The organism is Bradyrhizobium sp. USDA 4474 (assembly GCF_054057515.1).
The window spans coordinates 3,789,301-3,810,144 of record NZ_JBSRZJ010000002.1; the positions used below are offsets into that span (position 1 = coordinate 3,789,301).

Genomic DNA, 20,844 nt, shown 5'->3' on the forward strand with positions numbered 1-20,844 from the left:
GTAGAATTATATTTCTTGCCATCTCCGTTTAGGGCGAAATATGGTGCAGGAGCCGGCGCCGACCCATTTGGCCGCGCGACAGATTTTGCGTTCAATCGAGACAGACCCGAAGGCGGCGATCACCCCGTTTCCGGGATCGATAATAAGGAGGGGAGTGGCTATGAGGACGGCATTCTGGCTGGCGGGCGCGGCGGCGCTTGTGCTGGCGAATCAGGCATTCGCCGGCGACACCATCAAGATCGGCTTCGTCTCGACTTTCAGCGGCCCGACCGCCGTGATCGGCAACGACATGCGCAATTCGTTCGAGCTCGCGCTGGACCACATGGGTCGCAAGATGGGCGGCAAGCCGGTCGAGGTGATCTACGAGGACGACGGCCAGAAGCCCGATGTCGGCAAGCAGAAGACCGAGAAGCTGGTGCAGTCCGACAAGGTCGATTTCCTGGTCGGCTACATCTGGTCGAACGTGCTGCTCGCCTCGCTCAAGACCGCGGTGGATTCGGAGACCTTCATGATCTCGGCCAATGCCGGCCCGTCGCAGCTCGCGGGCGAGCTGTGTTCGAAATACGTGTTCTCGACCTCCTGGCAGAACGACCAGACGCCGGCCGCCATGGGCCTCTACATGAATGCGAACGGCGTCAAGAGCGTGTTCCTGATTGGTCCGAACTACGCCGCCGGCAAGGATATGCTGGCCGGCCTGAAGAGCACGTTCAAGGGCGAGATCAAGGGTGAGGAATACACGGTCTGGCCGAGCCAGCTCGATTTCTCGGCGGAGCTGGCGAAAGCCCGCGCCTCCGGCGCCGAATCGATCTTCGTGTTCTATCCCGGTGCGGCCGGCGCGCAGTTCCTCAATCAATACGTCCAGGCCGGCATGAAGAGCACGATGCCGCTCTACACCGCCTTCACCGTCGACGAGACGACGTTGCCGTTACAAAAGGAGAATGCGTTCGGTGTGCCCGGTGCGCAGGAATGGGTGAACGATCTCCCGAACGAGCAGAACAAGAAGTTCGTCGCCGACTACCGCGCGAAATATCCCGGCGCCCGGCCGAGCTATTACGGCGCGCAGGCCTATGACGCGGCGCAGCTCATCAACAGCGCGGTGATCGCCGTCGGCGGCGACACCTCCAAGAAGGAAGCGATGAAGGCCGAGATGGAGAAGGCCAACTTCAAGTCACTGCGCGGCGCGTTCAAATACGGCAACAACCACATCCCGATCCAGAACTTCTATCTCCAGGACGTGGTGAAGGGTGCAGGCGGCGAGCTTTCGCTGAAGACCGTCGCCACCATCGTCACTGCTGATCAGGACCGCTTCCACGACAAGTGCCCGATGAAATGAGGTCCCCACCTCTCCCCGCACTTGTCCCGCCGGATCGGAAGGCGGATGCGAGGAGAGGAGTTCACCGCGCTGTCTTTTCCGTCATGCTTCGTCGCGACGCTCCTCGCAATGGCGGTTGGATGGAACCTACAGCCGCGGTATGCTCGCGGGCCGCACCTCGCGCGCCTGCGCGGCGAGCCTGATGCCGGCATTGGCCGCACCAAAGCCCTGATAGTTCCGCCGCTCGACGATCTCGAAGAAGAAGCGCTCGTCGAAGATGTGGGTGTAGACCTGGAAGAATTCGCCGTCGCCCTCGCGGTCATAGAGGATGTGGTTGGCGCGGAGCTTGGCCATGACATCCGGGGCAAGGTCGTATTTGGCTTCGATGTCGTCGTAGTAGTTATCAGGAATATCCAGGAAGCCCGCGCCGCGGGCGCGCATGGCTGCGACGGCGGCGAAGATGTCCTCGCACGCAAAGGCGACGTGTTGCACGCCTGAGCCGAAAAACTCCGAGATGAAGCGCGCCGGCAGCGTGCGGTTGGCGGAGGACCCGTTGACGACGAAGCGCAGGCTCTGGTCGCCATTGACGAGGGCCTGACTCTGCACGAGGCCGCGGGGGTCCGCGATCTCCATCTGCGGCAGCCGCGCGAGGTCCAGGATGCCGGTATAGAACAACAGCCAGGACAGCATCTCGTCATAGGGCATCGACTGCGCGATGTGATCGACCGCGAGCAGCGCATCCGCACCTGCGTCGCCCGCGACGGGTTCGAAATCCGTGTCCCAGTTCTTGCCGGCCTGGTCGAGGAAATAGAGCAGACTGCCGCCGACGCCGTGGATCGCGGGGATCTCCAGCTCGCCCGGCCCGACCGGCTGATAGAAGGTGCGCGCTTTCAGGGTCTCGGCGCGCTGCATGGCAAGGCCGGCATTGTCGACGTCGAGCGCGATGGCGCAGACGCCGGGGCCGTGCGTGACATAATGCGAATGCGCAAAGCCGTCGGTCTCGGAGTTGATCACGAGCTCGACCTTGCCCTGGGACCAGCGCTCCACAGCCTTGCTGCGGTGCTTGCCGCTTTTGCGGAAGCCGAGCTGTGACAACAAATGCGCGAGCTCGCCGGCCTTGTTCTCGTTGACGGCGAACTCGATGAAGCCCGTACCGCTGCTTTTCGCCTTCGGCGCCAAGGGCTCGCCGACGAGCCTGGGCCAATGCGGGGCGAGTTGGTCCTGTAACAGGATCAGCGAGCGCAGGCCGTCGACCGCGGTCTGCCCGGCCGAGCCGGCGCGGAATTGGTCGTTGAAAATCTCCAGCGACCACGGACCGGAATAACCGGTCGCGGCAATCGCCTGCATGAACTCGCTGACCGGCAGATCACCCTGGCCCGGGAAGGAGCGAAAGTGTCGGCTCCAAGACAAAACGTCGAGTTCGAGCTTCGGCGCGTCGGCGAGCTGGACCAGAAAGATCTTGTCACCGGGGATCGAGGCCATCGGCCGTACCGGGAAGCCGGGCGCCAGCGCGTGAAAAGAGTCGAGGATGACGCCGATCGCGGGATGATCGGCGCGCCGCACGATCTCCCAAGCGTCCCGATAATCGTTGACGTGCCGGCCCCAGGCCAGCGCCTCGTAGCCGATGCGCAAGCCCCGCCTGGCGGCGTGGTCGCCGAGCTCGCGAAAATCATCCGCGGCGCGGTCGATGCCGCCGAGCGAGGCAGGCGAGACGTTCGAACAGATCAGCAGCAAATCGGTGCCGAGCTCCTGCATCAGGTCGAACTTGCGTTCGGCACGGGCGAAATTGCGCGAGCGCTGCGGCTCCGGCATGCCTTCGAAGTCGCGGAACGGCTGGAACGCGCAGATCTCGAGATTGAGGTCCTTGCAGAGTTTTGCGATCTCGCGCGGCCTCGCTCCGAACGACAGCAAATCGTTCTCGAAGATCTCGACCGCCTCGAACCCGGCGGATGCGATGGCACGCAGCTTTTCGTCGAGGGCGCCTGAAAGGGAAACGGTTGCGATCGAGCGCTTGTTCATGCGGCCTGCTCCATGATGTGGCCCGGCGATATTTTTTGACCCGTGCGCGCGGCTTCGCCGACGGATTCGACGACGGCGAGCGTGGCCATCGCGTCTTGCACCGAGATCAAGGGCTGTTCGCGACCCGCGATCACCGCGCAGAAATGCCGGAGTTGCTCGGCCAGGGGATCGAATGCGGCGGGCGCGATCGTCGCGCGCGACAGCGGCGCGTACCAGCCGGGCTGCTGCGCATAGGTCCACAGCTCCATATTGGGCACCGACAGCGAACCCGCGGTTCCGGAGAAGATGTAGCAGGGCTGGTCTTGCTTCGGGTATGCAGCGTTCTCGCCGGACGCGAGCTCCCAGCTCCACGGCGCCGGCGTCGCATCCGACACGGTCACCGTTCCCAGTGCGTCATTGGCAAAGCGCAGCAGCAATGCAGCGGTGTCCTCGACGGCAAAGCCGCGAACCTTGTTCGACGTCAATGCCTGCACTTCGCTGATTTCGCCGCAGATGAAGCGGAGATTGTCGATGTCGTGGATGAGGTTGATGAGCAGCGGGCCGCCACCGTGCTCGCGTCGCCACGCCACATCAAAATATTCGTCGGGCTTTTTCAGCAGCCACAACCCGACCACGGCCGTGAGTTGGCCGAGCTTGCCGTCTGCCACCGTTTCGCGAGCGGCCTTGATGATGGGATTGTGCCGGCGGTGATGGCCGACCAGCATCGGCACGCCGGTCCGTTTGACGGCTGCGCACAGACGTTGCGCGGCAGCGACGGTGTCGGTCACCGGCTTCTCGATCAACGCCGGCACGCCGGCCTCGGCGCAGTCGAGGGCCATCTGGAGATGCAGGGCGTTCGGGGAAGCAATGATCAGACCGTCGGGTTGTTCCTGCGCCAGCAATGCGCGGTGATCTGTGTAGCATGGCACGTTGCGCGCCCGCGCATGATCGGTCGCAGCGGGTGAGGGATCGGCAATGCCGGCCAGCACGCAGTCTTGCGAGGCCTCGATCAGTTCTATGTGGCGGCGGCCGATCAAGCCGGCGCCGGCGACCGCAATGCGCTTTCGCGGGCTCATGCTGCGTTCTCCTCCATGACGCCACCGACGAAGAGCTGGCCGATCCTCGGATCGTTCAGGATGGAGGCGGCCTCGTCGACCATCCGCCTCAAGCTGCCCGATAGGCGGCGCTACGTGCCGCCATCACGGCATCAAAAGCCTCTCCCATGACTTCGGTCGAGGGGGTGAGGCCCGTGAACAGTTCGAAGGCGTCGGCAGCCTGGTAGATCGCAAGCTCCCGCCCGGTCATGATCCGGGCACCCTTCTCTCGCGCTGCGGCAAGAAGCGGCGTGATCAGCGGCGAATAGACGGCATCGGCGACCCACAGATCGGCTCGGAGCAGCACCGCGGGCACCGGTGTGTTGCGGTTCGGCAGCATGCCGACCGGCGTTCCGTTGATAAGCCCGGTCGCACCATCGAGCGCGTCCTCGACGCTTCGGGCCACCCGTGCGCCACCGTGCTCGGCCAGCAGGGTGGCAAGCTTCTCGGCTCGCGCCGATTCGCTGTCGAAGATGCGGAGGTCGGCGACCTTCAGGCTCGCCAGCGCAAACGCAATCGCTTTGCCGACGCCACCGGTGCCGATGACGGCCACCGCATTTCCGGAAGGGGCCAGCAGGGGCTGAACGGCATGTGCAAAGCCCGTGGTGTCGGTGTTGTGGCCGATCAGCCGCCCGTCCTTGACGACCACGGTATTGACCGCGCCCATGGCGGCCGCGCCCGGCGCCAGCTCGTCGAGCAGCGGCACGACGGCCTCCTTGTAGGGGAAGGTGACGTTGACGCCGGCAAAGCCGAGCCGCCGCACGCCCTCCAGCATCATGCTGAGCCCGGCCGTGTCGGCGCCCGCGACCTCAATGAGCTGGTAGTGGCCGCGCAGGCCCAGTGCCTCGGCTGCGCGCTCATGCATCGCGGGGGAGGCGGAATGGGCGATCGGCGCGCCGATCAGGCCGGTCAGGAGCTTTTGGGAGGCGGCAGGTCCGCGGTTAGACATGATCCGTTATGGTCTCTTGGTCGTCTCTTCGGGGCGCGTTGATGTCAGGCCATTAGCGGGAAAATCCGCGCAATTCCAACAGGAACGATAGTCAATCTCCTGCCTGACTCAATTACCCTTTCGTCCCGCAAGCCTAACATAATGTTATTTCTTCCGGGTCCGCGCGGCCGCGGCCTTGCCGTTGCCGCGGGACGGCTCGACGGCGCGCATCTCGGCGCGCAGGGACTCGATGAAATGTTCGACATGGAGCGACAGCGGCGCGCCGCGCTTGACCGCGATATAGGTCTCGAAACGGGTCGGCTCGGTGATCTTCAACAGCTCGACCCCGGGATAGCCGCCATGCGCCACCGTGAACTGGTCGATGATGGCGATGCCTAGCCCCGCTTTCACCAGCGCGCAGACCGTGGTGCCGAACCGCGCCCGGATGGTGATGTTGTAGTCGAGCCGGTGGCGGGCAAACATCTCGGCCATGATCCGGCCGTAAGGGTCGTTGGGATCGATGCCGATCAGAGGGTAGCGGGTGATCTCGGCAGCCGAGACCTGCTTGCGCCCCGCCAACTCGTGGCCCGGCGGCACGACGCAATAGAGCTCGCCCGAAGCGAGCGGCATGAAGTCGAGCCCGGAATGGTCCAGCCGGTAGCTCATGGCGACGCACTCGCCGCGGCCGAGCATGAGATAGTCGATTGCTTCCTCGAGCTTCAGGATGTTGATGTCGATGCCCAAATCAGGATAGCGGCGGCGCACGCGTTCGATCGCGCGGGGCACCATCACCTGCGAGATGCTCGGCACCGAGCCGATGCGCAATTCCGACAATCCGCCGCGGCCGATCTTGGAGATGAGCTCGGAGAGGTCGTCGACCTTCTTGTAGACGCCGTTGATCTGCTCAAAGATGTTCTCGGCTTCCGGCGTCGGGAAGTAGCGGCCGTTCCGGCGCTGGAAGAAGCGGATGCCGAGCGAGCGCTCGGTGTATTTGACCAGCCGGCTGATCCCCGGCGCCGACACGTTCAACAGTTTCGCCGCGCCGCCAATGGTGCCCGTCACCATCACGGCACGGATCACTTCAACCTGGCGCAGCGTCATCATGGTCTTGGCATCCGAGAGAGCTCGTGGCGACGATCATCTCACGAGAGCCGGGATGTCATCCAGCGGCAAAGTGAGGCTGGGGCGGAGCAGGGCGAGAGGTTTCGCGGCGGGGGTGTTTCGACCAAAATCGGCGCGTTCACAGGGAAGGGCATCGTCGGGCGGTCCATTGCATCGGGCCGTCTGCCGCAGCCTGGGTCTCAGCTACAAGGCCCTTCCGGCGAAACGCTGCCGGGCCGCTCCGCACGCTCGCTTTGCAGCACGTCGCGCGCGTACTCGATGATTTTCTGCTTGTTCGCGATATCGCGGACGGCGAAAAACACGCGGTTCAATTCCAGGCCGAGCACGCTGTTGAGGGCGATGTTCTCGTCTTCCATCGTAGCTTCTCGCTCTTGACGCCTTAGGCGTAACTGGACGTTAGTTCCTCCACAAGTAGATTAAATCTTCGATGCCAGCGCCACACCGGGGAATTACAGAGGGCAGTGAATTGAGGCACCCCCCTAAGACGTGCTATATCGAGCCGCGAGTGGCAGGGAATGCACAAATGTCCGTCGTGGATTATGGCCGCGAAGCGCTGGACTTCATCGAAGGGCTGGGAGCCTATGACAGGGTTCCGGCCGCCATGAATGCGCTCGAAGCGGCGTTCGGTCGCTTCGGCTTCGAAACCATCATCGTGACGGGATTGCCGAATCCCGACCAGCGGTTTGCACAGATGGTGCTCGCCAAGCGCTGGCCGGCGGAATGGTTCAGTCTCTACACTCAGAACAACTACGACCGTGCCGACCCTGTGCTGCGGTTGTGCCGACAATCGGTCAATCCGTTTGAATGGTCGGAAGCGCCCTATGATGCCGACCTCGAGCCGGATGCGGCCGAGGTGATGAATCGCGCCACCGATTTTCGCATGTCGCGCGGCTTCATCGTGCCGATCCACAGCCTCACCGGTTATGCGGCCGGCGTTTCGCTCGGCGGCGTGCATCTCGATCTCAACGCGCGAAGCAAGCCGGCGCTGCACCTGATGGCGATGTATGGCTTCGACCATATTCGCCGTCTGCTCGAACCGGCGCCGCATCCCTCGGCGCGCCTCACCCCACGCGAGCGTGAGGTGATGCTCTGGGCCTCGCAGGGCAAGTCGGCCTGGGAAATCGGCCAGATCCTGCACATCACGCAGCGAACTGCCGAGGAACATCTTGCAACTGCGGCGCGCAAGCTCGGCGCCGTCAACCGCACGCATGCGGTTGTGCTGGCGATTCGCCACAAGATCATCAATCCCTAAGCGACGTACTGGGAAATTTCCCAATATCGACTTCGCGCCTTTTTGAGGAGGCTACCTCCATTGAGGCTGGATGGGGGTTTTCATGATTCACGCAATTTCCGCAGTCAATCGCCACCTGTACGAAGACGTACTCGAACAGCATTTCCGGCTGCGCCACGACATCTTCGTCGAGGAACGGCACTGGGAAACCCTCCGCAGGCCCGATGGTCGCGAGATCGACTCCTATGACAACGAGGACACCGTCTATCTGCTTGCGCTGGAGGGGCGCCGCGTAATTGGCGGTCACCGGCTCTACCCGACCACCAAACCGTCGATGATGAGCGAGGTCTTCCCGCATCTGGCTGCGGTTCGCGGCTGCCCTGCCGATCCACTGATCTGGGAATGGTCGCGCTACTTCGTCGTACGTGATCGCCGTGACGGCGCTCTTAACCTGCAGCTGATGGCGGCAGTGCAGGAGTTCTGCCTCGGCCAGGGAATTGCGCAGATCAGCGCGATCATGGAAACTTGGTGGTTGCCGCGCTTCCAGGAGGCCGGCTTCGTCGTGACTCCGCTCGGCCTGCCGGCGCTGGTGGAAAACGCGTGGACCATGGCCGCCACAATCGACATTCGCCGGCAGACGCTCGATGCCCTGCATGATCGCATCGGCGTGGCTTCGATCGTGCGCCAGGACGGACCGCGTCTCGATTGCATCGCCCGTGCCAACACCTGCGGCCTCGCTGCCGCGCAACGAAAGACCGCCTGACATGTCGAACATGATGCGAGACGGCCAGATCATGGCGCAGACCAAGGACGAAAATCTCGGCTACATGTCGGACATGGCGCTCGAACTCGCGCAGATGGCGGACGATGCCGGATTGGTGACGCTCGCCTATTTGTTCCGGATGGCCGCGCTGGAGGCCTCGACCGCCAACAGCGAGCTCAACGAGCCGAACGATCTTCCCCGTCACATCACGTCACATTAGACGTCGCTTCCTCATCCCGGCCTCAACAGCTCCCTCTTCCCGGCAACGGGGAGGGTTTTCGCTTGGGTGCGGCAGGCTGCCCCATCCAGCGCGGCGGCCTCCTTGCATGACCGGCTCTGGTCGCATGCACCGGCATGCAACAAAGTGCATGTCTGGTGTGGAATCGCTCTTGCTTCGGAACGATACTGCCATTACCCATTTTTCTGCCTTGAAGAGGCAGGGGGAGCTCTTTCACTGATGGCGACTGTGTTCGAACATCGGCGCACGTCTGCGTGCTCCTGAAAGAGCGTTGATGCTGCTCGTCGTCGAACAGTTCTTGAACGGATTGCAGTTCGGCCTGCTGCTGTTCCTGCTCGCCGCCGGCCTGACGCTGGTGTTCGGGATCATGGATCTCGTCAACCTGGCGCACGGCTCGCTCTACATGATGGGCGCCTATTTCGCCGCGACCTTCGCGGCCTGGACCGGGAGCTTCCTGCTGGGGGCGCTGCTGGCGTTAGGGGCGACGCTGGCGCTCGGCATCGTTCTCGAGGTGAGTGCGCTGCGGCATCTCTACGGGCGCGATCATCTCGACCATGTGCTCGCAACCTTCGGATTGATCCTGTTCTTCAATGAAGCCGTACGGCTGATCTGGGGGCCGGCGGGCCTCGCGCTGCCACTGCCGGCCTGGCTCACCGTGCCGGTGCCGATCCTGCCAGGCATTCACTATCCCGCCTACCGCCTCGCCATCATCGTGGTCGCGCTGCTGGTTGCGCTGCTGCTCTATCTCGGCGTGATGCGCACGCGCATCGGCATGCTGATCCGCGCCGGTGCCTCCAGCCGCGAGATGATCGGCGCGCTCGGCATCAACATCAAGCTGCTCTACACGCTGGTGTTCGGCCTGGGCGCCGCGCTCGCCGGCCTCGCCGGGCTGATGCAGGCGCCGATCCTCACCGTGCAGATCGGCATGGGCGAGAACATCCTGATCCTTGCCTTCGTCATCATCGTGATCGGCGGCATCGGCTCGATCCGCGGCGCATTCCTCGCCGCGATCTTCGTCGGCATGATCGATACGCTCGGCCGCGCGTTCCTGCCCAATCTGTTGCGGCAGGTGCTGAGCGGCGCGGCTGCCTCCACCGCCGCGCCTGCGCTGTCCTCCATGCTGATCTATCTGCTGATGGCGATGGTGCTGGTGGTGCGGCCGGAGGGGCTGTTTCCGGCCAACCGTCGATGAAGGGCTTCTCGGTGAGCAAGGCCGTCACGGCCCTGATGCTGGCGGGCCTCCTGCTGCTGCCGCTCTATTCGTATCTGTCCGGCAACATCTTCATCCTGACGCTGTTCACGCGCATCGTCATCCTGGCGCTGGCGGCCGCCAGCCTCAACCTCATCATGGGCTTCGGCGGCATGATGAGCTTCGGCCACGCCGCCTATCTCGGCATCGGCGGCTACGCGGTCGGCATGCTCGCGCAGGAAGGTGTTGGAAGCGGCTTCATCCAGTTTCCGGTCGCGCTGGCGGCATCCGCCGTCTATGCGCTGGTGATCGGCGCGCTGTCGCTGCGAACGCGCGGCGTCTACTTCATCATGATCACGCTGGCCTTCGCCCAGATGGCCTATTACGTCGCCTCGGGGCTCGCGCGCTACGGCGGCGATGATGGCCTCACCGTCTACAAGCGCAGCGATTTCTCCGGCCTGGTCAACCTGTCGAACCGCACGCAGTTCTATTATCTCTGCCTCGCCTGCCTGTTCGGCGTGATCTTCCTGATCTGGCGCATCGTCAATTCGCGCTTCGGCCTCGTCGTGCAGGGGCTGCGCTCCAACGAGCAGCGCATGCAGGCGATCGGCTTCCCGGCAAAACGCTATCAACTCGTCTGCTTCGTCATCTCGGGCACGATGTGCGGCCTCGCCGGCGCGCTGCTCGCCAACAACACCGATTTCGTCAGTCCGGCCGTGATGTACTGGACGCGCTCCGGCGATCTCATGGTGATGGTGATCCTGGGCGGCATGGGCACGCTGTTCGGCCCTGTGGTGGGGGCGGTGATCTATCTCCTGCTGGAAGAGTTCCTGTCGCAGATTACCGAATATTGGGCGCTGATCATGGGCCCGCTGCTGCTGTTGATCGTGCTGTTCGGCCGCGGCGGTATCATGGGTCTGCTGGGGAGGCTCAATCGTGGCTGAACCGCTGCTCCGCGTCGAAAAGCTGGTGCGCCGCTTCGGCGGCATTACCGCAACCGACAACGTCTCGCTCGACGTCGCGGCAGGCGAACTGCACGCCATCATCGGGCCGAACGGCGCCGGCAAGACCACACTGATCAGTCAGCTCACCGGACACCTCGAGCCGCATTCAGGCAGCGTCTCGCTCGGGGGCCGCGACATCACCTATCTGCCGGCCTATCGCCGCTGCGCGTTGGGTCTCGCGCGTTCGTTCCAGATCACCTCGCTGCTGCTCGACTTCACTGCCGCAGACAACGTCGCGCTGGCCGCGCAAGCGCATGCCGGCCACTCGTTCCGCTTCTTCGCCGATGCACGCAAGGAAAGGGGTTTGCGCGATGCCGCCCGTGCGGCGCTCGATCGTGTCGGCCTGCTCGATCGCGCCGACGTCGTGGTGAGCAGGCTCAGCCATGGCGAGCGCCGTCAGATCGAGCTCGCGGTCGCGCTGGCGAGCAAGCCAAAACTGCTGCTGCTGGACGAGCCTATGGCAGGTCTCGGCGTCACCGAATCCCAGGGCATGGTGAAGCTGCTCCAGGAGCTGCGCAAAGAGGTCTCGATCGTGCTGGTGGAACACGACATGCCGGCGGTGTTCGCGCTGGCCGACCGCATCTCGGTGCTGGTCTATGGCCGTGTCATCGCCTCCGGCGATCCCGCCGCCATCCGCGCCAACGAGGACGTCAAGCGCGCCTATCTCGGCGACCAGCACGTGGTGACGCGCCATGGCTGATACGCTGCTCGAGGTCGACGGCATCGAGACCTGCTATGGCCTCAGCCAGGTGCTGTTCGGCCTGTCGCTGTCGATCAAGCCGGGCGAGATGGTTTCGCTGATGGGCCGCAACGGCATGGGCAAGACCACGACGATCCGCTCGATCATGGGCCTGACGCCGGCGCGATCGGGCAGCATCCGCTTTGCGGGTGCGGAGGTGCGGCAGCTGCCTTCGTACCGCATCGCCAAGCTTGGCATCGGCCTCGTGCCCGAGGGTCGCCAGATCTTTCCGAACCTCACGGTGCGCGAGAATCTCGTTGCCGCCGCCGCCGATCGCTTTGGCAGCGCCAATCCCTGGACGCTCGCTGCGATCTACGTGCTGTTTCCACGGCTCGCCGAACGCGCCGCCAACATGGGCAACCAACTCTCCGGCGGTGAACAGCAGATGCTCGCCATCGGCCGTGCGCTGATGACGAACCCAAAACTCCTGATCCTGGATGAAGCGACCGAAGGACTTGCGCCGCTGATCCGCGAGGAGATCTGGAACTGCCTGTCGATGCTGAAGCGCCGGGGCCAGTCGATCCTGGTCGTCGACAAGAACGTCGATCACCTCGCCCGCATCTGCGACCGCCATTACATCATCGAGCGCGGCAAGACGGTGTGGAGCGGGACATCGGACCAGCTGATGGCTGAGCCGGATCTGCAGCATAAATATCTGGGTATTTGAGCCGACGCATTCTCCACGTCATTGCGAGCGCAGCGAAGCAATCCAGAATTTCTCTGGGGAGGGATCCTGGATTGCTTCGTCGCTCAGCTCCTCGCAATGACGGAAGCGAGAGCGCAGCTCAAAACACCTCGAAATATTCGCGATGCTCCCAGTCGGTCACCTCCGCCAGGAAGCGGTCGATCTCGGCGTTCTTGATGTGGGTGTAATAGTCGACGAACTCCGTGCCGAATTTTTCGCGGAAGAACGGATCGTCCTTCAGCGCGCTGACCGCATCCCGCAGGGACTTCGGCAACGACGGCGCCTTGGTCTCGTAGGGCGTGTCGGCCGAGGGGCCCGGATCGAGCTTGCGGTCCACGCCGTCGAGGCCGGCGAGAATTTGCGAGGCCATGTAGAGATAGGGATTGGCCGCGGGCTCGCCGACGCGGTTTTCCAGGCGTGTGGCGGCATCGTTCGCGCCGCCCAGCACGCGGATCATCACGCCCCTGTTGTCGCGGCCCCAGATCGCCCGGTCCGGCGCCAGCGAATAGGAGCGGTAACGCTTGTAGCCGTTGATGGTCGGCGTCGTGAATACGGTGGCGGCGCGGGCGTGATCGAGCAGGCCGGCGAGAAACGCCTTGCCGAACGCGCTGAGCGCCTCTCCGCCGTCCTTCGCCATGAACAGGTTTTCGCCGCTCGCGCGCGAGACCACCGACTGGTGCAGGTGCCAGCCGCTCGCAAACAAATTCGGCAGTTTCGGCCGGCACATGAAGGTGGCGTGACAGCCGTGCCGGCGCGCAATCTGCTTCACGGCGCTGCGGAACAGCACCATGTTGTCGGCGGGCTCCAGGCCCTTCTTCGGCGCGAAGGTGAACTCACATTGGCTCGGCCCGAACTCGACTTCGACGGAGCGCAACGGCAGACCGAGCGCGACGATGTCACGGCGCAGGATCTCCAGCACCGGCTCCATCTGATCGAAGCGCTGTTCGGTGAGGTATTGATAGCCGTGGGAGAGCAGGCTCACCGAGGGCGGCGTGCCGGGCTGTCCGGCGTCCTCCGCGCGCATATGCGGGTCGTCGAGCCTGAAAATGTGGAATTCGACCTCGAGCCCCGCGACGAAATCATGCCCGCGGCGGCCGAGCTCGTCGAGGACCTTGCGATAAAGCCCGCGCGTCGCGAACGGAACGGGACGGCCGTCATTGAAATGGAGGTCGCATAACACCCAGCCCGTCGCCGGCGCCCATGGCAGCACGCGAAACGTGGTGGGGTCGGCGACCATCAGCACATCGGCCGCGCCTTCCATTTCCTTCATGCCGAAGCCGCCGCCTGACGTGAACACCGGAAAAACCGTGCGGTGCGAGGTGTCCTTGGCGAGCATCGTCGTGGTGATGGAGCAGCCGCTCTCCAGCGAGGCGAGGGCTTCCGAGGCAATAATGGTCTTGCCCCGCAAAATGCCGTGCTGATCGGGGAAGGCGAGGCGGATGACTTCGAGGTTCTGCTCCTCGACGATGCGGCGCATGCGCGCTGCAGCGTCCTTCTGCTCATCCGACCACAGCGCGTGACGCGCGACGAAAGTCACGTTGCAATTCCTCCAGTCGTGAGGCGCGAGCATGCGCCACATTCTCCTGCGCTCGCAATGACGCGGATAGACCTCACTCCGCCGCCGTCAGCCGATGCACCTGGCCTTCGCTTTCCTTCGGCACCGGCGCAGTCCATGGCGCGCCGCGGCGGCGCTTGACGTCGATTTCCATCCAGTAGGTCTCCCAGCCACGCGTCGGCCCGATGCCGTCCATCGTCGCCGGTCCCTGAATGCTGCGTGCGTTGGCCTCATCCAGGAACAGCATCGGCTTCTCGCCGCCTCCGACCTTCTCGATCTCCTGCCGCAGCAGGCGGCGATACTGCACGATCGCCTTGTCGCTGGTGCCGAGATGCTCCTTGGTGCGGTCCTGGATCGCGCCCATCGATTCCACCGCCCACTGGTCGTGGACGTTGATGTCGCTGCCCATCCCGGTATAGGTCGCGGTCTGCTGCTCGTGCGGATCGAAGCCGTATTCGTTGCTGCGATTCTTCCGCGAGACGTAATCCGGCAGCTCATAGAGTTCGAGCCGCTGGTCGCGCATTTTCTTCTTGTCGACAGGGTTCGCATAGCTGGTGAAGATCGCGTACCAGTAGCAGTTCTCGTCATCGACAGGCACATGCCACTGCGTGATCGTCATCTCCGTGCTCATGGGAATGACGAAGCCGTGCGGAAACAGCTGGTTGGTGACGCGCACATGCGTGCGCTCCTCGTCGATCTCGCGCAGCGCGATCAGCCGGAGCCCATACTCGGTGTGCTCGACGTTGATGATGGGGCGGTCATATTCGCGCAGGATCTTCGTCATCGGCAAATCGCTTCCCGCGGAGGCGCCGCGGAATTGCTTGCCATAGGCGGTCGAGGTGTCCTCGTCCTGGAAGAAGCGGTGCAGATAGGAGGCGTGCGCGGGATCGATGCCGACCTCGAGCGCCTGCAGCCAGTTGCAGGCCATGTGGCCCTTGAATGCGAACGTATGGGTGCCGGGTGCGACGAAGCAGTCGAGCTCCGGAAATGCCGGCGGCTCGCCTTCGCCCAGCCAGGCCCACAGGATGCCGCTCTTCTCCACCACCGGATAGGAGCGCTGGCGGATGTTCTGGCAGAGCTTTGAATCCCTGGGCTCGGCCGGCGTCTCGATGCACTGGCCAGTCGCGTCGAACAGCCAGCCATGAAAGGCGCAGCGCAGGCCGCCATGCTCGAGCCGCCCGAAGGCGAGGTCGGCGCCGCGATGGGCGCAGTGGCGGTCGATCAGGCCGTAGCGCCCGGTCTCGTCGCGGAACAGCACCAGGTTTTCGCCGAGCAGCTTGACGGGGCGGATCGGCCGCTGGCCCTCGAGCTCATCGACCAGCGCCGCCGGCTGCCAATAGCTCCGCATCAGCTTTCCGCACGGATCCTTCGGACCGGTGCGCGTGATCAGGTCGTTCTGCTCCTGGCTCATCATGGCGGGTGCATCCCTTGTGGAGTGGCGATTGTTCGCCTATTGAACGAATGGGCGAATTATGACATGCCTTGGATCGGCAGCAAGCACTATTTTGCAGGACTATCCGGAAGCCATGCCCAAGCTGAAGCGTAGCGAGACTGACGAGCGCGCGACGGATTTCGTCGAGGCGCTCGATCGCGGCCTGCGCCTGCTGCAATGCTTCGGCACCCACGCCGGCCCGATGACGCTGAGCGATCTTGCCCGCGCTGCCGACCTGCCGCGGGCCACCGCGCGGCGCATGCTGTTCACGCTCCAGCGCGGCGGCTTTGTTGCCGGCGACGGCAAGCTCTTCACGCTGACGCCGCATGTGCTGACGCTGGCGGCGTCCTATCTGCGCTCCAACCAGCTCGTCACGGTGCTGCAGCCGGTGCTCGATCGCGTCGCGACGGCGGCGAACGAAATCTCCTCGCTTGCGGTGCTCGACGGCGACGAAGTGGTGTTCATCGCCCGCAGCAGTCCGGCGCGGATGTTCTCCGGCGGTCTGGAGATCGGCTATCGTCTGCCGGCGTTCTGCACCTCCGTCGGCCGCGCCATGCTGGGCGAGCTCGATGATGTCGCGTGTCTCGCGCGCCTCGAGGCGATGAAGCGCGAGGCGCTGACGCCGCAGACGGTGACTGATCCGAAGAGGCTGCTGGCGCTTGTCGCGGCCGACCGCGCGCAAAACTATTCGCTGGTCGATCGCGAGGCCGAACCGCATTTCCGCTCGATTTCGGTGCCGGTGCGCCGCTACGACGACGTGATCGTCGCCGCCATCAACATGGGCGCCCATGTCGACCGCGTGCCGGTGCAGGAGTTGATCGATCGATTCCTGCCGCTGTTGCGCGGGGGGGCGGAGTCGGTGCGGTCGCAATTGTTGTAACTGCAGCGCCCCGGAGCAATTGAGCAGCGGCCCCTGTGAAGTCGATGATGATGGATTCGATGGGATGCGCCGGAGCGGCTGAAAGAGGCGCCGAAGGCGGCCCGCAGGCGCAATCGGCATTGAGCTCGGTTGATTTGCTTCGTCAGCGTGAAAATTGCTAACACATGCGGCCGGGCTGGAAGCGCAGCTTCCGGCCCGGTCCAAGCGTTGCTGATGCCCGGAGACGATGATGCCCTTCGATTTGATCCTGCGCGGCGGACGGGTCGTCGACCCCTCGCAGAAGCTCGACGCCGTGACCGATGTGGCATTTTCCGGAGGCAAGGTGGCTGCGATCGGCGCCGGACTCAAGGTGGATGCCGGCACCGAGGTCCGTGACGTCTCGCAGTTCATCGTGACGCCTGGGCTGATCGATCTCCACACCCATGTTTATTGGGGCGGCACCTCGCTGGGCATCGATGCCGAGGAATTCTGCCGCGCCTCCGGCGTCACCACTTCTGTCGACACCGGCAGCGCCGGCCCCGGCAATTTCGCCGGCTTTCGCAAGCACGTGATCGAGCGGAGCCAGGTCCGCATCCTCGCTTATCTGCACGTTTCCCATGCCGGCATTTTCGGCTTCTCGCACCGGATCATGGTCGGCGAGAGCGAGGAATTGCGGCTGATGAATCCGATCGAAGCGGCCAGGGTGGCGGACGCCAACCGCGACATCATCGTCGGCATCAAGGTGCGGGTCGGGCTGCACTCCTCGGGCACCTCGGGCGCCGTGCCGCTCGATATCGCGCTTCAGGTTGCCGATGAGGTCGGCATGCCCCTGATGGCACATATCGACCATCCGCCGCCGACCTATGAAGAGGTGCTGGCGCGCCTGCGGCCGGGCGACGTGCTGACCCATGCGTTCCGTCCCTTTCCGAATTCGCCGGCCACCGCGCAGGGTACGGTGAAGCAGGCTGTGCTGGACGCACGCGAGCGCGGCGTGCTGTTCGACATCGGTCACGGCAAAGGCTCGTTCGCGTTCAAGACCGCGCGCGCCATGCTGGCCAACGGCTTCCATCCGGATACCATCTCCTCCGACATCCACCAGCTCTGCATCGACGGCCCGGCCTTCGACCAGGTGACAACGATGTCGAAATTCCTCTGCATGGGCATGTCGCTGTCGGATGTGATCGCAGCCTCGACGGAGAACGCCGCGATGGCGCTGCGGCGGCCGGAGCTCGGTAGCCTCAAGCCGGGCAGCGTCGGCGATGCGACGCTGATCTCGGTAAAACAAGGCCAGTTCGATTATGAGGACGTCGTCGGCGAGCATCTGATCGGCGACAGGAAGATCGTCTCGGAGGGTGTCGTCATCGGCGGCCGCTGGTGGCATCCGAACTGATCGAGGTTATCCCTGCTCGCGATAGAATCGCAGGAGACGCGCGCCTGCCGGTGAAAGCCAGTCGGGGGCGCCAGCGATGTAGCCCTCGAGATGGCCGCTCGTCCCGACGAGATAGGTGATGGGCATGCCGAGGAGGGGAAGCATCTCCCTCGACGCTTGCGCCGCTGCTCCATAGGCATCGATGTAGCAGCCGAGGTTTTTCGCGGCGAGACCGTCGAGGAACGCGGTGATCTTTCGCAAGTCCTTCGTGTCGGTGCAGACGGCAATGACATCCAGTTGGTCGCGTTGCGATCCCGCGAGGCTTGCCAGCACAGGGAGATCGAGCCGGCAGGCCGCGCACCACGTCGCCCAGAAATTGACGAGGGTGATGCGACCCGGCTTCGCCGTCACCACCACGTCTTTTCCATGCAGGTCCTGAAGCCGCAGCGGTGGCATCGCGGCGCGCGGCCGCACCACCGTGAACTGGCTGCGGCCGGCTTCGAACACCGGCGGCCAGTCGTGCTGCGCACGAGCCGTGCGCAGCACAGCGAGACAGGCCGGCGCGGCGATCAGAAGCGATCGCCGCGACAATGTGCAAGGCCTCTCACGCATGGATATAGGCCCAGCCCCTGAGTTGCAGATCAACGACGCGTCCGATACCGAACGGCACGAGATTCGCGCCCGGAATCAGCGCGATCGAGACCTGCTCCTTGGCTTCCGCAATCGCCTTCGATGAAGCGCACATGCTATAAGTGAGATCAGGCAGCGACTGGCGCAACGTTGCCAGCGGCTCGACCAGCGGGGTCTTGTCCGCCCTGAAGACGTCGATGCCCTTGCCATTGGCGACGACCTCGACCAGCAGCCGCGCGCCCTTGTCGGCAAAGTGTTTTGCGAGATTGGCCGAGTAGCTGATCGCGTGTCCCATGACATAAGGCTCGTTGCTGTCGACCAGGATCACGACGCCATCGGCGGGACGATCCTCCTTGGCCGCGGCGGCGCCGCAGGCCGTGAGGATCGACGCGCCTGCGAGCAGGCCCCTGCGGGACCATCCGTTGCCAGAGATCATGGCAGCAGCCTGCCGGTTAGAACCGGGGCGTGATCGGCGCCTTGCTGTTGCGCCCCCACAGCACGAACAGGCTGAGCGCGAGCAGGACAGCGTTGAGCGGCGTCACCTCGGCCTCGCCGCGCGAGAGGTGAAAGACCAGTGCAAACACTTGCAGGACCGAACAGCCCAGCGCGGCCAGCACGGTCAGCCGCGGCAGGATCCGCGTCAGGGCCGGCAGCAGGATGCCGATCCCGCCGGCGAGATCGACCAGCGCGATCGAACGAACGAAGGTTTCGGAATACTGGCCGGCAAAGGGCATCGCCGCGGCAAGCTGCGGAATGGGGGTCAGCAGCTTGTATAGCCCTGCCGAGATGAAGACGAAGGCAACGAGAGCCTGTGCAGCCCAGAGGCCGATGCGAAGGGCGCGCCCGGGGGTAGCGGTCGCGAAGGTGGTGGCGGACATGGTGGTGCTCCAAAATGTGAGGGTTGCCACCATTTGATAGTTTCTCCATTTTTGATCATTATCGGTTCCGGGATTAGTTTGTTTCCTGGTTGTTGATGATCTGATGGATACGCTGATCAGCATGCGGGTGTTTTGCCTCGTCGCGGAGCTGAAGAGCTTTGCGGCCGCGGCCGAGCGCCTGCGCATCTCGCCCGCCATGGCGAGCAAGCACGTGATGCAGCTCGAGAAGCGGCTGGGCACGCGGCTGCTCAACAGGACCAGCCGCCGCGTCAGCCTGAGCGAGAGCGGCACGCTCTACTTCGAGCAGACGCGCCAGATGCTGGATTCGCTCGACGAGGTCGAAGCCGCCGTCAGCAAGGCGACCGTCGTTCCGCGCGGCACCCTGCGGCTGACTGCGCCGGTGTGGATGGCCAACACGATCTTCGTGGGCGTGCTGGCGGACTACCAGGCGCGTTATCCGGAGGTGCGCCTCGACGTCGATCTCAGCGGACGGCTGGTCAACCTGGTCGAGGAGGGATTCGATCTCGCCTTGCGCGCGACCGGCGAGCCCGACGAAGCGCTGATCGCGCGTCCCATCACGCGCGTCCCGTTCCACATAGTGGCCGCTCCCGCCTTCCTCAAACGCGCGGGCCGCCCGGCGACCTTCGCCGATCTCGCCGGCCAGGCCCTGTTGCACTACGCGCTCTATCCCGGCGAAAGCTTCTCCTACACCGGCGAGCAGGGTCCCGAGACCGTCAAGCTCAATCCGGTGCTGCGCAGCGCCAACGAAACGCTGCTGCATGCGGCGGCTCTGGAAGGCATGGGCCTTGCGATCCTGCCGAAATGGCTGGTGGCCGAGGACATCGCCGCCGGACGGCTCGAGCACGTTTTGCCCGAGCACATCGGGTCCGTAAAGCTGTTTGCGGTCTATCCCAGCCGCAAATATCTCTCCGCGAAGGTGCGGACCTTCATCGACTTCATCGCCGCTGACAAGCGGATGAAATAGCGCGCGCTAGAGCATGATCCGGACGAATGTGCAGCGGTTTTCCGCAAAGGTCATGCTCAAACACCAATCTAAAGCGCGATGGGGATTCATCCCAATCTCATCGCGCTTTAGTCGCGTCCCGCCTCCATGATCGCCTTGGCGAGGCGCGCCGGATCGGAGAAGCACAGCTCGTGGCTGCCCCGCACCTGCACGAGGCGGAACAGGCCGAGCTTTTCCGATAGCCGCGGATGCCAACCATGGCTGTGCGGCAGCGCGGTGTCCTCGGTGCAGTTGATGTAGGACTTTGCCAGCGGCATCTCGGCCGGGTTGCTCTTCAGCGCGATCTTGTCGCTGAAGGTTGCGAGCGGGTGCGGATTGAGAACGTCATAGGCCTTCTGCGCAAGCTCGGGGTCGGCATCGTTGATGAAAGCCTCGCGCCAGATCGGGAAAGGCAGCACCACCGAGCCATCGCCGCGCTCGGCCGCGATCGCATCGAACAGCCCGACATAGTGCGGCGGCACCATGTCATTGAGGCTCTCGCCGTTGTCGGGCACGAAGGCGTTCCAATAGACCAGGCGGCGGATGCGTTCGGGCGCGAGGTCGGCGACACCGGTGATGACCATGCCGCCATAGGAATGGCCAAGCAGGATGACGTCCTTGAGGTTGTTCTCGGCGAGATAGTCCACGATCGACTGGATCGCTTCCTTCAGCCTGGTCGTCTTGGCGTCCCCTGGGCGGTTGCCTTTGATCGTCGGCGTGTGGACCTGATGGCCATGGGCGCGGATCGGGGCCGCGACCGGCTCGAACTCGGCACCGGTGTGCCAGGCACCATGGACGAGAACGTAGGTCGACAT

General features: G+C 64.1%; 22 protein-coding genes. 11 read left to right on the top strand and 11 right to left on the bottom strand.

From position 1 onward, the window contains the following. Positions 1-160 precede the first annotated feature (160 nt). The gene (locus ACVW16_RS19730; RefSeq protein ID WP_456700809.1) at positions 161-1,333 is read left to right on the top strand and encodes an ABC transporter substrate-binding protein; all 1,173 of its coding nucleotides are present in this window, start codon (positions 161-163) and stop codon (positions 1,331-1,333) included. Positions 1,334-1,459: 126 nt separating this feature from the next. Here ACVW16_RS19730 and ACVW16_RS19735 read toward each other — a convergent pair whose 3' ends face one another. From ACVW16_RS19735 to ACVW16_RS19755, 5 genes are all read right to left on the bottom strand, one after another. Beyond that, on the bottom strand, positions 1,460-3,331 hold the full coding sequence (locus ACVW16_RS19735) for a bifunctional sugar phosphate isomerase/epimerase/4-hydroxyphenylpyruvate dioxygenase family protein (protein WP_456736597.1): 1,872 nt from the start codon (positions 3,329-3,331) through the stop codon (positions 1,460-1,462). Next, positions 3,328-4,386, bottom strand: coding sequence for a Gfo/Idh/MocA family protein (locus tag ACVW16_RS19740; RefSeq protein WP_456736596.1), 1,059 nt, complete (start codon positions 4,384-4,386; stop codon positions 3,328-3,330). Before ACVW16_RS19740 ends, ACVW16_RS19735 begins: the two co-directional genes overlap by 4 nt. Before the next feature lie 88 nt (positions 4,387-4,474). Next, positions 4,475-5,353 carry a shikimate dehydrogenase gene (locus ACVW16_RS19745; protein WP_456736595.1) on the bottom strand — a complete coding sequence of 293 codons (879 nt, stop codon included), beginning with the start codon at positions 5,351-5,353 and terminating at the stop codon, positions 4,475-4,477. Positions 5,354-5,497: 144 nt separating this feature from the next. Next, positions 5,498-6,436, bottom strand: coding sequence for a LysR family transcriptional regulator (locus ACVW16_RS19750; RefSeq protein WP_456700813.1), 939 nt, complete (start codon positions 6,434-6,436; stop codon positions 5,498-5,500). A gap of 197 nt (positions 6,437-6,633) precedes the next feature. After that, positions 6,634-6,810, bottom strand: a complete 177-nt coding sequence (locus tag ACVW16_RS19755) for a hypothetical protein (RefSeq protein ID WP_456736594.1) — start codon at positions 6,808-6,810, stop codon at positions 6,634-6,636. 167 nt (positions 6,811-6,977) lie between these two features. Between ACVW16_RS19755 and ACVW16_RS19760 the strand changes: the two genes are divergently transcribed. From ACVW16_RS19760 to ACVW16_RS19790, 7 genes are all read left to right on the top strand, one after another. After that, the gene (locus ACVW16_RS19760) at positions 6,978-7,706 is read left to right on the top strand and encodes a helix-turn-helix transcriptional regulator (protein ID WP_456736593.1); all 729 of its coding nucleotides are present in this window, start codon (positions 6,978-6,980) and stop codon (positions 7,704-7,706) included. A gap of 82 nt (positions 7,707-7,788) precedes the next feature. After that, positions 7,789-8,448 carry an acyl-homoserine-lactone synthase gene (locus ACVW16_RS19765; RefSeq protein ID WP_456739006.1) on the top strand — a complete coding sequence of 220 codons (660 nt, stop codon included), beginning with the start codon at positions 7,789-7,791 and terminating at the stop codon, positions 8,446-8,448. 1 nt (position 8,449) lies between these two features. Further along, entirely contained in the window at positions 8,450-8,668 is a 219-nt protein-coding gene (locus tag ACVW16_RS19770; RefSeq protein ID WP_456700817.1) for a hypothetical protein, read from the top strand. A 292-nt stretch (positions 8,669-8,960) separates the two neighbouring features. Beyond that, positions 8,961-9,878: a branched-chain amino acid ABC transporter permease gene (locus tag ACVW16_RS19775; protein ID WP_456736591.1), complete on the top strand. Its 918-nt coding sequence runs from the start codon at positions 8,961-8,963 to the stop codon at positions 9,876-9,878. After that, entirely contained in the window at positions 9,875-10,819 is a 945-nt protein-coding gene (locus ACVW16_RS19780) for a branched-chain amino acid ABC transporter permease (RefSeq protein WP_456736590.1), read from the top strand. The genes ACVW16_RS19775 and ACVW16_RS19780 overlap by 4 nt, the downstream gene beginning before the upstream one ends. Continuing rightward, the gene (locus ACVW16_RS19785; protein WP_456700820.1) at positions 10,812-11,579 is read left to right on the top strand and encodes an ABC transporter ATP-binding protein; all 768 of its coding nucleotides are present in this window, start codon (positions 10,812-10,814) and stop codon (positions 11,577-11,579) included. Before ACVW16_RS19780 ends, ACVW16_RS19785 begins: the two co-directional genes overlap by 8 nt. Then, positions 11,572-12,285: an ABC transporter ATP-binding protein gene (locus ACVW16_RS19790; protein WP_456700821.1), complete on the top strand. Its 714-nt coding sequence runs from the start codon at positions 11,572-11,574 to the stop codon at positions 12,283-12,285. The genes ACVW16_RS19785 and ACVW16_RS19790 overlap by 8 nt, the downstream gene beginning before the upstream one ends. Positions 12,286-12,403: 118 nt before the next feature. Here the strand turns inward: ACVW16_RS19790 and ACVW16_RS19795 are convergent, their stop codons facing one another. Together ACVW16_RS19795 and ACVW16_RS19800 are read right to left on the bottom strand one after the other, a co-directional pair. Next, positions 12,404-13,840, bottom strand: coding sequence for a glutamine synthetase family protein (locus ACVW16_RS19795; protein WP_456700822.1), 1,437 nt, complete (start codon positions 13,838-13,840; stop codon positions 12,404-12,406). 73 nt (positions 13,841-13,913) lie between these two features. Then, complete coding sequence (locus ACVW16_RS19800; RefSeq protein WP_456736589.1) at positions 13,914-15,272, bottom strand: aromatic ring-hydroxylating dioxygenase subunit alpha; 1,359 nt, start codon at positions 15,270-15,272, stop codon at positions 13,914-13,916. A gap of 112 nt (positions 15,273-15,384) precedes the next feature. Here ACVW16_RS19800 and ACVW16_RS19805 point away from each other — a divergent pair, with 112 nt between their 5' ends. Continuing rightward, positions 15,385-16,170 carry an IclR family transcriptional regulator domain-containing protein gene (locus tag ACVW16_RS19805; RefSeq protein WP_456736588.1) on the top strand — a complete coding sequence of 262 codons (786 nt, stop codon included), beginning with the start codon at positions 15,385-15,387 and terminating at the stop codon, positions 16,168-16,170. A 229-nt stretch (positions 16,171-16,399) separates the two neighbouring features. Further along, entirely contained in the window at positions 16,400-17,539 is a 1,140-nt protein-coding gene (locus ACVW16_RS19810) for an amidohydrolase/deacetylase family metallohydrolase (RefSeq protein ID WP_456738249.1), read from the top strand. Between the two features lie 6 nt (positions 17,540-17,545). Here the strand turns inward: ACVW16_RS19810 and ACVW16_RS19815 are convergent, their stop codons facing one another. From ACVW16_RS19815 to ACVW16_RS19825, 3 genes are read right to left on the bottom strand one after another with little or no spacing between them, the layout of a single operon-like run. Continuing rightward, positions 17,546-18,130 (bottom strand): TlpA family protein disulfide reductase, encoded by a 585-nt coding sequence (locus ACVW16_RS19815; protein WP_456736587.1) that lies wholly within the window; start codon positions 18,128-18,130, stop codon positions 17,546-17,548. After that, entirely contained in the window at positions 18,123-18,584 is a 462-nt protein-coding gene (locus ACVW16_RS19820; protein ID WP_456736586.1) for a DsrE family protein, read from the bottom strand. Before ACVW16_RS19820 ends, ACVW16_RS19815 begins: the two co-directional genes overlap by 8 nt. 16 nt (positions 18,585-18,600) lie before the next feature. Next, positions 18,601-19,026: a DoxX family protein gene (locus ACVW16_RS19825; protein ID WP_456700828.1), complete on the bottom strand. Its 426-nt coding sequence runs from the start codon at positions 19,024-19,026 to the stop codon at positions 18,601-18,603. 103 nt (positions 19,027-19,129) lie between these two features. Here ACVW16_RS19825 and ACVW16_RS19830 point away from each other — a divergent pair, with 103 nt between their 5' ends. Beyond that, on the top strand, positions 19,130-20,011 hold the full coding sequence (locus ACVW16_RS19830; RefSeq protein WP_456736585.1) for a LysR family transcriptional regulator: 882 nt from the start codon (positions 19,130-19,132) through the stop codon (positions 20,009-20,011). A 107-nt stretch (positions 20,012-20,118) separates the two neighbouring features. Here the strand turns inward: ACVW16_RS19830 and ACVW16_RS19835 are convergent, their stop codons facing one another. Further along, the gene (locus ACVW16_RS19835) at positions 20,119-20,844 is read right to left on the bottom strand and encodes an alpha/beta fold hydrolase (protein ID WP_456736584.1); all 726 of its coding nucleotides are present in this window, start codon (positions 20,842-20,844) and stop codon (positions 20,119-20,121) included.

What these genes read in the sequence shown, in the direction of transcription:
- ACVW16_RS19730 (WP_456700809.1), top strand. Translation starts at nt 161, where the DNA reads ATGAGGACGGCATTCTGGCTGGCGGGCGCGGCGGCGCTTGTGCTGGCG.
- ACVW16_RS19735 (WP_456736597.1), bottom strand. Translation starts at nt 3,331, where the DNA reads ATGAACAAGCGCTCGATCGCAACCGTTTCCCTTTCAGGCGCCCTCGAC.
- ACVW16_RS19740 (WP_456736596.1), bottom strand. Translation starts at nt 4,386, where the DNA reads ATGAGCCCGCGAAAGCGCATTGCGGTCGCCGGCGCCGGCTTGATCGGC.
- ACVW16_RS19745 (WP_456736595.1), bottom strand. Translation starts at nt 5,353, where the DNA reads ATGTCTAACCGCGGACCTGCCGCCTCCCAAAAGCTCCTGACCGGCCTG.
- ACVW16_RS19750 (WP_456700813.1), bottom strand. Translation starts at nt 6,436, where the DNA reads ATGATGACGCTGCGCCAGGTTGAAGTGATCCGTGCCGTGATGGTGACG.
- ACVW16_RS19755 (WP_456736594.1), bottom strand. Translation starts at nt 6,810, where the DNA reads ATGGAAGACGAGAACATCGCCCTCAACAGCGTGCTCGGCCTGGAATTG.
- ACVW16_RS19760 (WP_456736593.1), top strand. Translation starts at nt 6,978, where the DNA reads ATGTCCGTCGTGGATTATGGCCGCGAAGCGCTGGACTTCATCGAAGGG.
- ACVW16_RS19765 (WP_456739006.1), top strand. Translation starts at nt 7,789, where the DNA reads ATGATTCACGCAATTTCCGCAGTCAATCGCCACCTGTACGAAGACGTA.
- ACVW16_RS19770 (WP_456700817.1), top strand. Translation starts at nt 8,450, where the DNA reads ATGTCGAACATGATGCGAGACGGCCAGATCATGGCGCAGACCAAGGAC.
- ACVW16_RS19775 (WP_456736591.1), top strand. Translation starts at nt 8,961, where the DNA reads ATGCTGCTCGTCGTCGAACAGTTCTTGAACGGATTGCAGTTCGGCCTG.
- ACVW16_RS19780 (WP_456736590.1), top strand. Translation starts at nt 9,875, where the DNA reads ATGAAGGGCTTCTCGGTGAGCAAGGCCGTCACGGCCCTGATGCTGGCG.
- ACVW16_RS19790 (WP_456700821.1), top strand. Translation starts at nt 11,572, where the DNA reads ATGGCTGATACGCTGCTCGAGGTCGACGGCATCGAGACCTGCTATGGC.
- ACVW16_RS19800 (WP_456736589.1), bottom strand. Translation starts at nt 15,272, where the DNA reads ATGATGAGCCAGGAGCAGAACGACCTGATCACGCGCACCGGTCCGAAG.
- ACVW16_RS19805 (WP_456736588.1), top strand. Translation starts at nt 15,385, where the DNA reads ATGCCCAAGCTGAAGCGTAGCGAGACTGACGAGCGCGCGACGGATTTC.
- ACVW16_RS19810 (WP_456738249.1), top strand. Translation starts at nt 16,400, where the DNA reads ATGCCCTTCGATTTGATCCTGCGCGGCGGACGGGTCGTCGACCCCTCG.
- ACVW16_RS19815 (WP_456736587.1), bottom strand. Translation starts at nt 18,130, where the DNA reads ATGCGTGAGAGGCCTTGCACATTGTCGCGGCGATCGCTTCTGATCGCC.
- ACVW16_RS19820 (WP_456736586.1), bottom strand. Translation starts at nt 18,584, where the DNA reads ATGATCTCTGGCAACGGATGGTCCCGCAGGGGCCTGCTCGCAGGCGCG.
- ACVW16_RS19825 (WP_456700828.1), bottom strand. Translation starts at nt 19,026, where the DNA reads ATGTCCGCCACCACCTTCGCGACCGCTACCCCCGGGCGCGCCCTTCGC.
- ACVW16_RS19830 (WP_456736585.1), top strand. Translation starts at nt 19,130, where the DNA reads ATGGATACGCTGATCAGCATGCGGGTGTTTTGCCTCGTCGCGGAGCTG.
- ACVW16_RS19835 (WP_456736584.1), bottom strand. Translation starts at nt 20,844, where the DNA reads ATGTCGACCTACGTTCTCGTCCATGGTGCCTGGCACACCGGTGCCGAG.